This window comes from Lysinibacillus macroides (genome assembly GCF_001281525.1).
GTDB classification, from domain to species: Bacteria; Bacillota; Bacilli; order Bacillales_A; family Planococcaceae; genus Lysinibacillus; species Lysinibacillus macroides.
Window position 1 is genome coordinate 308211 of sequence record NZ_LGCI01000002.1, and the last position, 13928, is coordinate 322138.

Annotated in this window: 15 protein-coding genes and 1 pseudogene; 8 read left to right on the top strand and 8 right to left on the bottom strand. The window is 36.1% G+C overall.

The window, feature by feature from the left end; all coding sequences use genetic code 11:
- Positions 1–265: 265 nt before the first annotated feature.
- Positions 266–703: a hypothetical protein gene (locus ADM90_RS01585; protein ID WP_053993323.1), complete on the bottom strand. Its 438-nt coding sequence runs from the start codon at positions 701–703 to the stop codon at positions 266–268.
- Positions 704–1330: 627 nt separating this feature from the next.
- The gene (locus ADM90_RS01590) at positions 1331–1918 is read right to left on the bottom strand and encodes a hypothetical protein (RefSeq protein WP_053993324.1); all 588 of its coding nucleotides are present in this window, start codon (positions 1916–1918) and stop codon (positions 1331–1333) included.
- A 403-nt stretch (positions 1919–2321) separates the two neighbouring features.
- Here ADM90_RS01590 and ADM90_RS24920 point away from each other — a divergent pair, with 403 nt between their 5' ends.
- The 3 genes from ADM90_RS24920 to ADM90_RS01600 all read left to right on the top strand — a co-directional run bounded on the left by ADM90_RS24920 (position 2322) and on the right by ADM90_RS01600 (position 3510).
- A complete protein-coding gene (locus ADM90_RS24920; protein WP_235473240.1) occupies positions 2322–2456 on the top strand; it encodes a transposase in 135 nt (44 codons plus the stop codon).
- Positions 2457–2647: 191 nt separating this feature from the next.
- Positions 2648–2896 carry a hypothetical protein gene (locus ADM90_RS24140; RefSeq protein ID WP_152927954.1) on the top strand — a complete coding sequence of 83 codons (249 nt, stop codon included), beginning with the start codon at positions 2648–2650 and terminating at the stop codon, positions 2894–2896.
- Complete coding sequence (locus ADM90_RS01600) at positions 2893–3510, top strand: IS3 family transposase (protein ID WP_161804046.1); 618 nt, start codon at positions 2893–2895, stop codon at positions 3508–3510. The genes ADM90_RS24140 and ADM90_RS01600 overlap by 4 nt, the downstream gene beginning before the upstream one ends.
- On the opposite strand, the gene ADM90_RS01605 is transcribed toward ADM90_RS01600, so the two are convergent.
- Positions 3464–3829 carry a hypothetical protein gene (locus ADM90_RS01605; RefSeq protein ID WP_053993325.1) on the bottom strand — a complete coding sequence of 122 codons (366 nt, stop codon included), beginning with the start codon at positions 3827–3829 and terminating at the stop codon, positions 3464–3466. The genes ADM90_RS01600 and ADM90_RS01605 overlap by 47 nt on opposite strands.
- A 383-nt stretch (positions 3830–4212) precedes the next feature.
- Here ADM90_RS01605 and ADM90_RS01610 point away from each other — a divergent pair, with 383 nt between their 5' ends.
- Positions 4213–4674: a hypothetical protein gene (locus ADM90_RS01610; RefSeq protein WP_235473242.1), complete on the top strand. Its 462-nt coding sequence runs from the start codon at positions 4213–4215 to the stop codon at positions 4672–4674.
- Positions 4675–4721: 47 nt separating this feature from the next.
- On the opposite strand, the gene ADM90_RS01615 is transcribed toward ADM90_RS01610, so the two are convergent.
- The 3 genes from ADM90_RS01615 to ADM90_RS01625 all read right to left on the bottom strand — a co-directional run bounded on the left by ADM90_RS01615 (position 4722) and on the right by ADM90_RS01625 (position 7059).
- Positions 4722–5360, bottom strand: coding sequence for a 3-oxoacid CoA-transferase subunit B (locus ADM90_RS01615; protein ID WP_053993327.1), 639 nt, complete (start codon positions 5358–5360; stop codon positions 4722–4724).
- The gene (locus ADM90_RS01620; RefSeq protein WP_053993328.1) at positions 5360–6067 is read right to left on the bottom strand and encodes a CoA transferase subunit A; all 708 of its coding nucleotides are present in this window, start codon (positions 6065–6067) and stop codon (positions 5360–5362) included. The genes ADM90_RS01615 and ADM90_RS01620 overlap by 1 nt, the downstream gene beginning before the upstream one ends.
- Positions 6068–6174: 107 nt before the next feature.
- The gene (locus ADM90_RS01625) at positions 6175–7059 is read right to left on the bottom strand and encodes a LysR family transcriptional regulator (protein ID WP_053993329.1); all 885 of its coding nucleotides are present in this window, start codon (positions 7057–7059) and stop codon (positions 6175–6177) included.
- Between the two features lie 299 nt (positions 7060–7358).
- Here ADM90_RS01625 and ADM90_RS01630 point away from each other — a divergent pair, with 299 nt between their 5' ends.
- The 3 genes from ADM90_RS01630 to ADM90_RS01640 all read left to right on the top strand — a co-directional run bounded on the left by ADM90_RS01630 (position 7359) and on the right by ADM90_RS01640 (position 11335).
- The gene (locus ADM90_RS01630; protein WP_053993330.1) at positions 7359–8672 is read left to right on the top strand and encodes a short-chain fatty acid transporter; all 1314 of its coding nucleotides are present in this window, start codon (positions 7359–7361) and stop codon (positions 8670–8672) included.
- A gap of 160 nt (positions 8673–8832) precedes the next feature.
- On the top strand, positions 8833–9603 hold the full coding sequence (locus ADM90_RS01635; protein WP_053993331.1) for a MerR family transcriptional regulator: 771 nt from the start codon (positions 8833–8835) through the stop codon (positions 9601–9603).
- Complete coding sequence (locus tag ADM90_RS01640) at positions 9590–11335, top strand: ABC transporter ATP-binding protein (protein ID WP_053993332.1); 1746 nt, start codon at positions 9590–9592, stop codon at positions 11333–11335. The genes ADM90_RS01635 and ADM90_RS01640 overlap by 14 nt, the downstream gene beginning before the upstream one ends.
- Before the next feature lie 68 nt (positions 11336–11403).
- Here ADM90_RS01640 and ADM90_RS01645 read toward each other — a convergent pair whose 3' ends face one another.
- Positions 11404–12042, bottom strand: coding sequence for a LysE family translocator (locus ADM90_RS01645; protein WP_053993333.1), 639 nt, complete (start codon positions 12040–12042; stop codon positions 11404–11406).
- 159 nt (positions 12043–12201) lie between these two features.
- Here ADM90_RS01645 and ADM90_RS23570 point away from each other — a divergent pair.
- A pseudogene (locus ADM90_RS23570) lies at positions 12202–12309 on the top strand (SRPBCC domain-containing protein); the annotation flags it as partial.
- Between the two features lie 110 nt (positions 12310–12419).
- Here the strand turns inward: ADM90_RS23570 and ADM90_RS01650 are convergent.
- Positions 12420–13874, bottom strand: coding sequence for an IS1182 family transposase (locus ADM90_RS01650; protein ID WP_053993334.1), 1455 nt, complete (start codon positions 13872–13874; stop codon positions 12420–12422).
- Positions 13875–13928 lie beyond the last annotated feature (54 nt).

A 13928-nucleotide genomic window follows, 5' to 3' on the forward strand; every position in this document is an offset into this window, starting at 1 on the left:
TATAACTCCTAATTACCTGCTCACAATATACCCCACCTTAGCGGGGCACAATTACCAAATTTCCCAAAGTAGAACTGATAGGTAGAGTTTATAGAAGTGTTCAATGGTTTTAATAGCCAATGGTTTACTATAACAATTATTACTATTAGCAGCATAAAAAAGATGATGTCTATTCAATATAGGAATCATCTTCTAGTTGTTTAATCTCTTTTTTATTGTGCCCTTGACATTGCGTTAGTTCTTCTGCATTCGATCATTTACTATTTTAGTCTATATTAGAATCTATTTCAGCTGTCCACGAACCACTAGTACTACTTGGTAATTTGCCATCAATATAAAGTGATGTCATTGTATAATATTCTGCTTTTGTAGCACTTTTTAATTTATAGTAAGTAGTACCTTTTATAACAACCTCTTTAGAAACAAGAGCTCCTACACCAGCCAATAATGCAGCTGTTATTTTTGTTGGAATTTTATATCTTTCCGCAATCCAAGTACCAATATACGCTGCACCCGCAGCCAGTACCCATGTAGGAATTGTTTGGTTAATTGAGTAAAAACCATCCCAGTATGTAGTTCCGCCTCCTGGATCAACTCCATATAGTATAACGCTTCCCAAATCGAAAGAAAATTCAGAGATAGGTGTAAAATCCTCTGGAACCTCTAAATTGATATTTTCTATTACAACAACATCAGAAATCATTCCGTTTTCTAATATTTCTTTAGCTAATTCTTCGTTCGAATTTTCGGTTAATACGCTAGGTACTACTAATTCTGGCTCTGACTCTTTTGCACTTGCTAGATTTGTTGAAAATGAAGGAACTACTAAAGCTGATAAAACCTTCTTGGATACCTTAACAAAATCCTTTTTATTCTTAATATTACAATTAATTATATAACATTATTTAAAATATTAATATAAAAATTATATATTTTCAAGATAATATTGTAAAATTATTTCTAATATTAATAAAAGGTGGATTGATTATGAATTCAATATATAAATCATTAATTTTAGCGGTGGTAGTAGGGTTATATGTATATAGTTAGTAAAAGTGAAAATAGTGTAATTCTAAATTTCGTCATACTTTATATTATAATTATAATAGTTTATTTATGATTTAGAAAAATTGAAAAGAAAAAAAGAGTAAGGAAAAGATAACTTAATTAAAAATATGAGATTCGAAAGCTATAGTTACTCTGTGAAAAGATTCACTGTAAATTAGCCAACTATCTGAAAAAAAGCAGCTGATAGTAGCCAAAATAAAAAAATGCCCAGGCTCAAATTAATGAGTACTTGGGCTTTGAGTTTATGCAAATAATAATAATTTTACTTGTTTGTTTTTCCTGTCCAACCTTCTTCTTCATAGATACAACTTACTAAGATATGTCCTAGTGTACCAGCTATTACAAACACATTCCCTTTTATACCAAGTTTAATCAATTTTTTGGCTGCTTCAGTATAATCACCTTTATACATTAGCTGTAATACTGCAGTCCATGCTGCTGGCCCGAGAAATGAACCAAAATAATTTCCAATTTCTTTTTCAACGCATCTATCTACAGCTGCAGTGTAAGTTACAATTAAACCGTCCTTGGAGTTATTAAAGTTTTCATTTGATGTCTTTTCATTCTCTAAATTAAAATTAACAATGGCTTCTAAAGCTTCTGGATCTTCACTTTGGCCATATGTATTTTCCATTTTCTCAATATCAAAACCAATAATTTTTCCGCTTTCATCTTTAATAGATGCTTCTTCCCATACAAATTTTAATTGCTCTGCGAATTCTTGAATTTCTTGTTCTTCTTGCTCTTTAATAATTTCTTCTGCCTTAACAACTTGTGCTATTGGGCTCACTACCAACGTAAAAGTTAATACTGAAACAACAATAGATGCTAAATACTTACTAAACTTCATTTCCTATTTCCCCCTTTTATGTATTTTTTCTTACATGTATAATATTACCGAAAATATAAAGTAAAGTAAACCCTTTTATGTAAATTTATTTCCTGTTATAATGTTTTTAATATAATTTTATTAAAGGATGCGATATATATTAGAAAATTTATCTTTGCTGTAGTTGGCTTCTTTGGTTTACTGTTAACTTTTGTTGCATATGATTATTTTAAGTTTGACAAAATAAATTTTGGAGCAAACATATCGAAAACCACATTAACTATTTTCTTTATCTCTTTATATACATGGGCATCAAAAAATAATAAGCAAAAAAAACAAGAATGATATTATCCCCTTTAGGTAGACAATGTTAAAAAAACTACAGTACGCTGTAGATAACATTTTACTTTAAGGGGATTTTTCTATGTCGAGAAAAAATAATACGTATTCAAATGAGTTGAAATTAGAAGTAGTACAGGCTTATTTGGCGGGAGAAGAAAGTATGCAAAAGATTGCGGAAAAATACGAGATTCGTCATGTTTCACAAGTAAAGGTATAGGTGAGAAAGTTTAAAGAAGTAGAATCGATTGAAGCGTTTAACCGTCTTCCATCTTCAGGGTCAGGGGCGAAAGGCGTAAAAATCCGTTAAAAAGGCAAACAGATTCACTTCAAGGATATAGAAGAAGAACGTGACTACTACAAGGCGCAGGTAGACTTAAAAAAGCAGTATCCAAATCTGTAAATGGAGGAATGCCCACTTATCCAGATCGTTATCAAATAATTGAAGAAATGAAGGACCGTTATCCGATTACATGGCTGGCTGAAATGGCGAAAATCCAACGTTCCGGCTATTATAAGTGGTTGAAAAATGGCAAGGTATCGTTGCGGAAACAGGATGATATCCTTTTAAAAAAACACATTTTAACGATTCATCAAACAAATAAAATGTATGGCTATCCACGCATAAAATCACTTTACGTGATAAAGGGTTTAAGGTGAATCACAAAAAAGTGTATCGATTAATGAGCGAATTAGGCATCCAATCCATCATCCGTAAGAAACGTCGCGTGTGGAAAAATCGAGTATCCCGTACATTTGACAATGTGTTAGAACGCCAATTTAAAGACCGTACAGAGAATGAAATATTCGTCACAGACATTACGTATTTACCGACAAAAACAGGCTTTCTCTATCTGTCTGCCATTCAAGATTTAGACAACAACGAAATTGTGGCTTGGCAAGTAGGCAAACGGAATGATTTACAGCTGGTGATGGACACATTAAGCGAGTTAACGACAAAAAGAAATGTGCATCGAAGCATCATCCACTCGGATCAAGGCTTTCAATACACATCCCTTAACTATCATCAAACAATTGAACACCTCGGTATGATTGGCAGCCATTCCCGCAAAGGTAATTGCCACGATAATGCCTGCATTGAATCATTCTTCTCCCACTTTAAAAGCGAATGTTTGTCTCTTTTACAAGATCATTCTGAAGAGGAAATGATCCGATCTGTTGAGCAGTATATCTACTTTTATAACTATAAACGCTTCCAAAAACGACTCAACCACCTGACACCGATAGAATATCGACGTCAGATGGCTGCTTAGTCTTTTTAAAACTGTCTACTTGACAGGGGTAAGTCCATCCTAAGCCTTGATATTTTTGGTGTAGTGCAAGTAAACTTAGCCAAGGCTTTTGATAGCGAGGACTTGACATGCCATAATCCAAAATGGCTATATAGTCTTCATCTTTTTTTACTAAGTATCGCTCAATGTGCCATTCATCTGCTTCTTTAAATGTTGCTAAAATGTCCTCCTTATCAAGAATCTGTTTATCATAGGCTATTGCATTATATTCCTTATTTGAATTCATAATTTCTTTTTCTATCTCTATAAACTTTCTATCATTTTGAATTAATGTCAACATATCCAGCTCTCCTATACTTGTAATTTATTGTCACCAACCTACACTATTAATTTTATAATAGAACATGCACAATAAAAATTAACGGAAAAATCCCGCTGAATTCCTAAAAAATTCACCTATTCTATTATCAATACTGTTTTTTTAACCATTCAATAGCTACTTTAGCATGTAAAGCAGCCCCATATTTAAAGATATCCTCATGTTGCTCCATACGAGGATTGTGAACAACGAATCCATTCCAGATAAACCTACTTATTTCCTCCGTATTATGGCTCTAGGTAAGCAATATTAGAATGGCTTTATAAATATTCATTTTTTCTTTCCCCTCTTTCCTTGTATAATTCCCTTTCTTTTTGCCCATATATGGAGTAACAAGGGAGGTTATGCTATTGAAAAAATTCATGTATTTATTACTTGCTATCTCATTATTGCTAACAGCTTGTGGAAAAAAGGGAGAGCCAACGGAGGTAGCTGTCGATGAAAACACTTCTGTTGAAGATATTGTTGGTGCGATTGTGAAAAATAAATTTTCTGTGGAAGAATCTAAAGGTATTGTGACGATCTCTATTCAGGATACGGACGTAACTGAGGGCTCAAAAAGTCAAATGCTAAAGGATTCAGCTAAAATTTTTGCGGAATTATCAAAGCTTAAAAGTGTTAAGACACCAGCCATTACTTGGTATGCCCCACTGACTGAACCTGATGGTGATCAAACAATGACAGAGCTATTAAATATTTATTTTAGCGAAGAGGACTATAACAGAGTGGATTGGGCCAACTATTCACAGATTAATGTCGAAACCGCAGCAACTCATTATCATGAAGATGAGGCTTTAGAGGATTAATGACTAAAAAAGATGAGGCTTGCTAGATGAGCCTCATCTTTTTCCTATTACTGGGCTAAAGCTACATTAAACGAAGCTGCTGTCTTCTTTTTAACTTCCTCTAACGTAACACCCTCAGCTAGCTCGATAAGCTGCATACCCTTTTCTGTGAAATCAAATACAGCTAGGTCTGTAATTAAACGATGAACAACACCTTTACCTGTTAATGGTAGCTCACATTGCTTTTTAATTTTCGATTCGCCATTTTTATTCACGTGCTCCATCACAACAATAACCCTTTTAGCACCCACGACAAGGTCCATGGCACCGCCCATTCCTTTAACCATTTTCCCTGGAATCATCCAATTTGCAAGGTCACCTGCTTCAGATACCTCCATCCCGCCTAAAATAGCAAGATCAATATGACCACCACGAATCATAGCGAAGGACTCAGCACTATCAAAAAATGAGGCTCCTGGCACTACCGTTACGGTTTCCTTCCCTGCATTAATTAAATCTGGGTCTACTATATCCTCCGTTGGGTAAGGGCCAATACCAAGTAGTCCATTTTCAGATTGTAAAAGCACATTGTAGTTAGCTGGAATAGCATTGGCTACAAGGGTTGGGATACCAATACCTAAATTGACATTCATACCGCTTTTTATTTCCTTCACTGCTCTCGTCACAATTTTTTGTCTTGTATCCATTACGCTTCCCCCTTTGTCACCGTTAAACGCTCAATACGCTTGTCGTAATGCTCTCCTACTAATACACGCTGTACAAAAACGCCTGGTGTATGAATATGGTCTGGATCTAGCTCGCCTACCTCTACAATTTCCTCCACCTCTGCAATCGTAATTTTTCCAGACATTGCAGCTAATGGATTAAAGTTACGTGATGTTTTTCTATATACTAAATTTCCTAGCTTATCTGCCTTCCATGCTTTTACAAGTGCAAAATCGGCGACAATTCCCTCTTCTAAAATATATTCCTTCCCATCAAACACCTTTATTTCTTTGCCTTCAGCAATCGGTGTGCCAACGCCAGTAGCTGTATAGAAGCCTGGAATTCCTGCACCACCTGCTCGAAGACGTTCGGCCAGTGTGCCCTGAGGTGTTAATTCTACCTCTAGTTCACCACTTAAAAATTGCTGCTCGAAAATTTTATTTTCACCAACATAGGATGCCACCATTTTTTTTATTTGCTTATTTGCTAGTAGTAGCCCTAAGCCCCAGTCATCTACTCCACAGTTATTGCTAACCACAGTTAAATCCTTTGTGCCCTGCTGTACAAGCGCTGCAATAGACTTTTCTGGTATCCCACAAAGTCCAAAGCCTCCTACCGCTAATGTATCGCCATTCTTAATATCTGCCACAGCTTCCTGAAACGAACTCCATACTTTCCCATCCACCATTTCAAAGCCCCCTAAAATTGCTCGTTTATTAAGAAAAATTCTACCTCATTACGAATTTATAAGTAAAGGAATTAATTTGAATACCATTTATTCCTAAAAAGAATAAATTAATTTTCTCCCTTCATACATATCATTTGGAGGAGCTGCTTTAAAGCATAGGATTGATAGGTATTTTTTTTCGTAATAATGCCTAGACGCCAAGGCATATTAAAATTATCAAGTGGAATAATTTTCACATTGTTATTTGTTTGCTTGGCTGCAATAGAATATGGGAGCAGCGTTATCCCTAAATTGGAGGATACAAGTTCTACAATTAAATCCCATTGTGAGCTTTTATAGCCTACTACTGGTGTAAATCCAACATTTTTACACGATTTAATGACATAATCATGTAACGTGAATTCCTCTGCAAAAAGAATAAATGTTTCATCTTTTAATTGTTGTAGTTGAATAGAATCTTGCTGTGCTAGTGGATGAGATTCATTGATAAAAACAAAAAACTGATCCTCCACAAAGGGCTGAATTGAGAACTTCCTTTCATCTGTGGGCAATACAACAATTCCCATATCGACTTCGCCATTTTCTACAAGCGAGCCAACCATTTTAGCTCCACGCTCAACAAGCTCTAAATGGACATTTGGATATTGTTGATGAAATCTTCTAGCGATTTCCGGAAAAAATAAAGTCCCAATTAAAGGTGGAATCCCTAGCTTGATGGAGCCTGTTTTAATATTTAATAAATCATCCAATAAAATATGTAAATCTTGCACAGATCGTATGATTTTTTGCCCCTGCTTAAACACAATTTTACCTGCATCTGTTAGTTCTATATGACGTGTAGACCTGTTTAATAGCTCAACATGTAATGTGTCCTCTAATTTTTTTATACTTTTGCTTAATGAGGGCTGGGATACAAATGATTCATTTGCAGCCTTTGTAAAGCTCCCATGTTCAACCACCGCCATAAATGCTCTTAAATCTCGTAATTCCATATAACTCTCCCTACTTATTCTAATTTGTTATAAAAAGTATGCAAAATGTATTCATAAGTAATAACTTCTCTTCTTTCATTTTTAGCCTTGAAATAATAGCGATGAATATAGTAATGACAAGGCTTTGTTATTTATTATAACAATATTTGTTCATATAAAATTCAAAATAATCAACAAACAGCTTATTCTATTTTAAGTTCTATCTGCTGTCCTTTGTTCCATTTTTCTCTTTATTTAGCCATTTTTCTATGCAATATTATCAATAGGAGATGGTAGGAAAAAGAAAGGGGATTTAGATTATGAAAACTTTAACAAGAATTTCAAATGCTATTATGGAAAAATATTTACCTGACCCATACATATTTGTCACTATACTCACAGTATTAGTGTTACTATTAGGGGTTACTTTAACGGATTCTTCTCCACTTGATATGGTGACATATTGGGGAGATGGCTTCTGGGGGCTATTATCCTTTACAATGCAAATGGTCATTGTCTTGGCGGCAGGTCATATTTTAGCAAATAGCCCTGTTTTTAAAAGCGCTTTATCAACGTTGGCAAGTAAAATAAAAACACCAGGTATGGCTATTATTATTGTGACCTTTGTTTCACTAATTGCATGCTGGATTAACTGGGGATTTGGACTTGTAATCGGCGCTCTCTTTGCAAAGGAAATTGCTCGTTATGTTAAAAAGGTGGACTATCGTCTATTAATAGCAAGTGCATACTCAGGTTTTGTGATTTGGCATGGCGGTCTAGCTGGCTCTGTTCCACTATCTATTGCAACAGAAGGACACCCATTTGCAGATATTATGGGTGTAGTGCCTACAAATATAACGCTTTTTTCAACATATAACTTATTTATTGTCATTGTTATTGTCTTAACTTTACCTTTCTTTAATCGCTGGATGATGCCAAAGGAAAAAGATGTGGTGGAAGTTGATCCTGTCCTGCTAGTGGAAGACAAAACAGAGCTGCCAAAGCCTGAAAATAATTTTGCGAGTCGTTCCGAGCGAAGCTATATTTTAACGATTTTAGTTGGCTTAATTGGACTGGTTTATTTATTCCATCATTTTATAACAAAAGGCTTTGTGCTCGATTTAAATGTTGTTAATACAATCTTTATTATATTAGGTATTATTTTCCATGGTACACCACAACGTTTTCTTGCTGCTGCACAGGATGCTATTAAAACAACAACAGGGATTGTCTTTCAGTTTCCGTTTTATGCAGGAATTATGGGAATGATGACCGCTTCTGGATTAGCTGCTGTATTTTCAGAGTGGTTTGTAAATATTTCAAATGAAAATACGTTTTACTTGTTTTCTTTCTATGCAGCAGGGCTTGTTAATTTCTTTGTACCTTCTGGCGGTGGACAATGGGCTGTGCAAGCACCTATTATGCTTGATGCTGCTACATCGCTTGGCGCAGATTATGCAAAAACGGCGATGGCAATTGCATGGGGGGATGCGTGGACAAATATGATCCAGCCATTCTGGGCATTACCAGCTCTTGCTATTGCTGGCTTAAAAGCGAAGGATATTATGGGCTTCTGTTTATTTATTTTAATCTTTACAGGAATTATTATTAGCCTTGGTCTTCTATTCTTCTAATTGACCTTCACGAACGTACAGCTATCTGTATTTTCGTGAAGGTTTTTATTGTAATTCCCTCCTCCTCTACCCCCTTTTTCAAAATTTCGACTTTCCTCCTTGCTTCTCACGTTACGTTAGCTTTTACAATGGAGCTAATAAAGTTCAAGGAGGTCATAGAATGTCCATACAATATTCGATTGGGGAGTTTGCTAAAAAAGCGGGGATTACGATTCGAGCATTGCGCTATTACGATGAAATAAATTTATTAAAGCCATCCTATATAACGCCAACTGGCAGACGCTTTTATACAGAGGACAATATTATGCAGTTACAAAAAATTGTATCTCTTAAATTTTTAGGCTACCCATTGGAAAAAATTCACGAGCTGATTCATTTACAAAATTGGGATTTACAGGAGTCGTTAGAATTCCAAAGGCAGGAGATGATACAAAAAAGAGAGCATCTAAATCGGGTTATTCGTGCATTAGATCATGCGTTATTTATGATGGAGGAGCAAAATACGATAGACGCAAATATATTTATGGCCCTTATTCACAATATTCATAAGGAAGAAGAACAAAAGGAATGGTTCACAAACTATTTTCCGAAAGAGGCCGTTGAAAAAATATTTGATCTACCTGAAGAAAAATATATGAAGTTGAACAATGAAATAGCCTCTCTTTTTAGTGAGCTAAAAGCAGCTTATGGGCAGGATTCGGAAAGCCCATATGTTCAAGCATTGCTAAAGCAATACTTCGATTTAGCCTTGATTATTTACCCTGAGACTTTTGAGCTTATGGAGAATCTTGAAAACCAAGAGATTGAATCGATTGAGGATGAAGATATGCAACTTTTTCCCTCTCCCTTTTCACCGGAGGAAGAAAAATGGCTAGTCCAAGCCCTACAATACTATTGGGATAAGAGGAGGCATTCAAATGAACCAAGCTAAACAGGCTACCAAAGCTCATTGGAAAGATTTTTTACGACTTATTAGAAGCTCTAACCCATCGAAATGGCTGATTGTCTTTGCTATTGTTTTAGGGTTCATTGAAACAGCTGCTGGTCTAGCCGTTCCTCTATTGACAATGCAATTAGTCGATCAGTTAGCAGGCTCTGCATTTAATATCTCCTTTATGTTTTTACTAGCGGGTATTCTCATTGTTCAAACAGTATTCTCTGGGCTGTCCTTTTATTTTATGACCTACATCGGTGAAAAAATTGTAGCTGCTATTCGCAATAGCTTGTGGCAGCATATCCTGAGGCTGCCTATTCCTTTTTTTGATGAACAGCAGTCAGGCGAGACGATGAGTAGAATTACACAAGATACAAATATTATAAAAACGCTGATCACACAACATTTAATTACGTTTCTGACTGGTATTATTTCCATTATTGGGTCTATTATTTTCCTATTAATGATTGATTGGAAAATGACTGTTATTATGCTGGTCTCCGTGCCACTTTCGATTTTGGTGATTCTTCCATTGGGGCAAAAAATGTACAAAATCGCCAACGCTACACAGGATGAAATGGCAGACTTTTCAGCTAATCTTGGGCGAGTGCTAGCTAATATTCGACTGGTAAAAGCGTATCATGCTGAGCAGACAGAAGGTGCTTATGGCCATAAAAATATTCATAATCTTTTTAAATTTGGCTTGAAGGAGGCCAAGGTACAAGCCTTTATCTCACCCTTTATGACCTTTGTGATGATGCTTGTACTTGTTATTTTGATTGGCTATGGTGGCGTGAAGGTAGCTTCTGGTCATTTAACAGCTGGTTCTCTTGTAGCAATTATTATTTATATGTTTCAAATTGTTGTGCCTTTTACGCAACTGGCATCCTTCTTTACCTCCCTACAAAAGGCACTTGGTGCAACGGAAAGAATTCAAGAAATACTTTCTATTCACCATGAGGGCAATCGTGCAAAATTAGAAGTACAGGATGCTAGACAAACCATTTCCTTTCACAATGTTGCCTTTGCTTATCAAAAGGATATGATTATAAAAAACTTCACATTAACAATTCCCCCTGGTAAAATGACCGCATTTGTTGGGCCAAGCGGCAGTGGAAAAACAACGTTATTTTCCATGCTAGAATGCTTTTACAAACCAGGCTTTGGGGAAATAAAGCTTGGCGAAACAAATATCTATGATTTCACCCTTCCATCGTGGCGAAACCAAATTGGCTATGTCTCACAAGAAAGTCCCCTGATGTCGGGAACGATTAAAGAAAATATATTATATGGTATTGACCATGATGTTACTGAGCAGGATATTCAACAAGCTATCCAACAAGCCAATGCCTTAGAATTTATTAATCGTTTACCTGACGGAGTTTATACACAGGTTGGTGAAGGCGGCATGAAGCTTTCTGGGGGACAGCGCCAACGTATTGCTATTGCAAGAGCATTAATTCGAAATCCGAAAATTTTACTACTGGATGAAGCTACCTCTAATCTCGATAGCGAATCAGAGTTGCTTGTTCAAAAAGCATTGCAAAAATTAATGGTGAATCGTACAACCCTTGTAATTGCTCATCGTCTGTCAACAGTATTGGAAGCAGATCAAATCGTTGTGTTAGAGGGAGGCTCTATCACAGGTATTGGTACACATGAGGAATTGCTACGAACACATACATTTTATGAAAAATTAGCGAAGCAGCAATTAAAAAATCCTTCATAAAGTAAAGCTGTCGGGTAAGATAAAGTCTTTCCCGACAGCGTAAGCTTCTATTTAGAAATTTTATTAATTTAATGAGCCTTTTCAAATGCTAGCTTAATACCAAAGCCGATCAGAACTGCTCCTGTCAATCCTTCAATAACAGCCTTTGTCGTTGGCTTTTTCATAAAGGCACTAATTTTATCCAAAAGGTATACATAGAACACAAACCATAGAGCTGTTAAAGCGATATACATTAGCCCCATCATCAGAAACGGTAGGAAGGTACCGCTCTTGCCATCTACAAACTGAGGAAGAAATGTTAGAAAAAATACAGCAACCTTTGGGTTCGTTATATTTGTGAGAAAACCTTGCTTAAAGCAAGATTGCTGTGCATATTTATGGTCTATATTCGCCTCATCCTGTATAACAGGTGATTGTGTCCGAATTGTTCGAAGTGACCACAGTGTTTTTATCCCTAAATAACATAAATAAATAGCACCAACATATTTTAAAATGGCAAAGATATAGGCTGATTTTACAATAATCGCAGAAAGCCCAATCACAGCTGCACATGTATGAATCAACAAGCCACAGCAGCAGCCAATTATTGTCTGCAAACCTCCCTTTCTGCTTACAGTCAATGTGTTTTTAGTGGCAATTGCCGTATCAGGACCAGGTAAAATAATCAGCAAAATGCACATAATTAAGAAAACAGATAGATTGACCATATCATTTCCCCTCCCTCTATCAGAAAATTATAAAAAATATTGTAGCATACATACTCACTAACAAAAAGAGGATAATTTATTTCCATTGACATATAACCATAAGGTGTTATATATTTGCAACACCTTATGGTTATATTTTAAAATAAAGGAGTTATCCAGATGACTGAACAATTGCAGAATATTGTTAAAACAATTACGCTCAATGCCCCTATCGAAAAAGTATGGGAAACGGTAGCAACAGCTGACAAGATTGCTACTTGGTTTATGCGAGGGCACTGAAAAACTTACATTTTTTACGATGAATTAGTTTTTCAAACAAAAATAAGGCACCTTCCATTCGTTTTTGAATGGGAGGTGCCTTATTTCTTTCTTTTTTCCTACTCTTTTTCACTCAGTAGTTTGAGTATCCGTTTCAGATTGACCGCAAAGATCGTCGTGGCTCCTTGAATTTCCATGCCAAATAAACCCGCCGATTTTGCTGTTTTAAAGCCGTGTGGGTTCTTTAATTCACTATTTTTCGCTTCGATTTTATAGCGTTTGCTGGCAAGTGCTTTGAATTCGGCTGTTTCCTGGAATGCTGCTTGTTCTTGATGTGTATTGGATTGAATCGTTACACTATACGTTTTACTTTTCGCCCCTTCCTTATAACAGCCCTCTCGCATCGGGCAAACTTTACATTTTTCAATATCAAAATGAAACGTTAAACTTTGATTCAGGGTTTTCCTGCCCGTACGTCTTTTGTGAGTTGCCATGTGCCCCGCTGGACAAACAAACATACCCGCATCCTTGTTATAATCAAATTCAATTTTCCGTTGTCCGCTGCCATTTGTGATTACTGGATTTAACTTTGAAATTAACTGAAACTGCTCCGATTTTGCATACACTAAATTCTCTTTCCAGGAATAGGCGGCATCACCAATCACCGTGTCAATTTCCATGCCGGCAGTTCTACTTTTCTCTACCAACTCTTGTAAATAGTGCCCATCACTTTTTTCACCCGTTGTCACAACCGCTGCTGTAATAATCCGTTCATCACTCATCGCAATATGCGTTTTAAAACCAAAGAAAGAAGAATCTGCTGACTTATGGCCAACACGTGCATCCGCATCATTTGAATAGCTTAAATGATTCTCATAATCATCTATCACTTCTTTTAAAACATTTAATTTTTCTTTCACAGCCGGGATTTGTGCAACCTTTGATTGTGTTTCGACTGCTTCAACTACTTGACGACAGTAATTTAATTCTTCTGTGACTTCATTTGACGCAGGCTTCTCAGGGAATTTTCCGACCATGTTTTCGTCTAGTTGATACACGGCTTTCCGTACATTTTTGGATTTTTCCTGTAAAAATTCTTTGGGCGTTTTCTGGTTATATCGCGCTTTTGTATGGGTAGCGTCGACAATCACCATTTTACTAAGGAGTAGTCCTTTCTCTAAAGCAATTTCAACAGTTTTCTGAATCAGTAAATCTAATAAATTCATATCTTGAAGACGGAGTCGACGGAATTTTGTCAGGGAACTGGGGTCGATCACTTCCTCTTCTGGTGCCATATCTAAAAAATATTTAAAGGACATATCGAATTTTGAACGTTCGATAAGGTCGGCATCCGACAGGTCATGAATCGCTTTTAACAGTAAATATTTAAACATGCGAATCGGTGGAATCGCGTTACGGCCATTAACTAAACAGTATTTCGATTTTAGTTCGTCTAGAATAAATGAGAAATCCACAAGTTCATTGATTTGGCGAAGCATATTGTCCTTTGGAATAATTAAATCGTACAACGCCATGTACGGGCTTAAATTGAATGTTTCCTGTTTAGAAATCATGGTCGCACCACCTTTTATTAGTCCTTTAATTATACAGGAAATTTGTGAGATTAT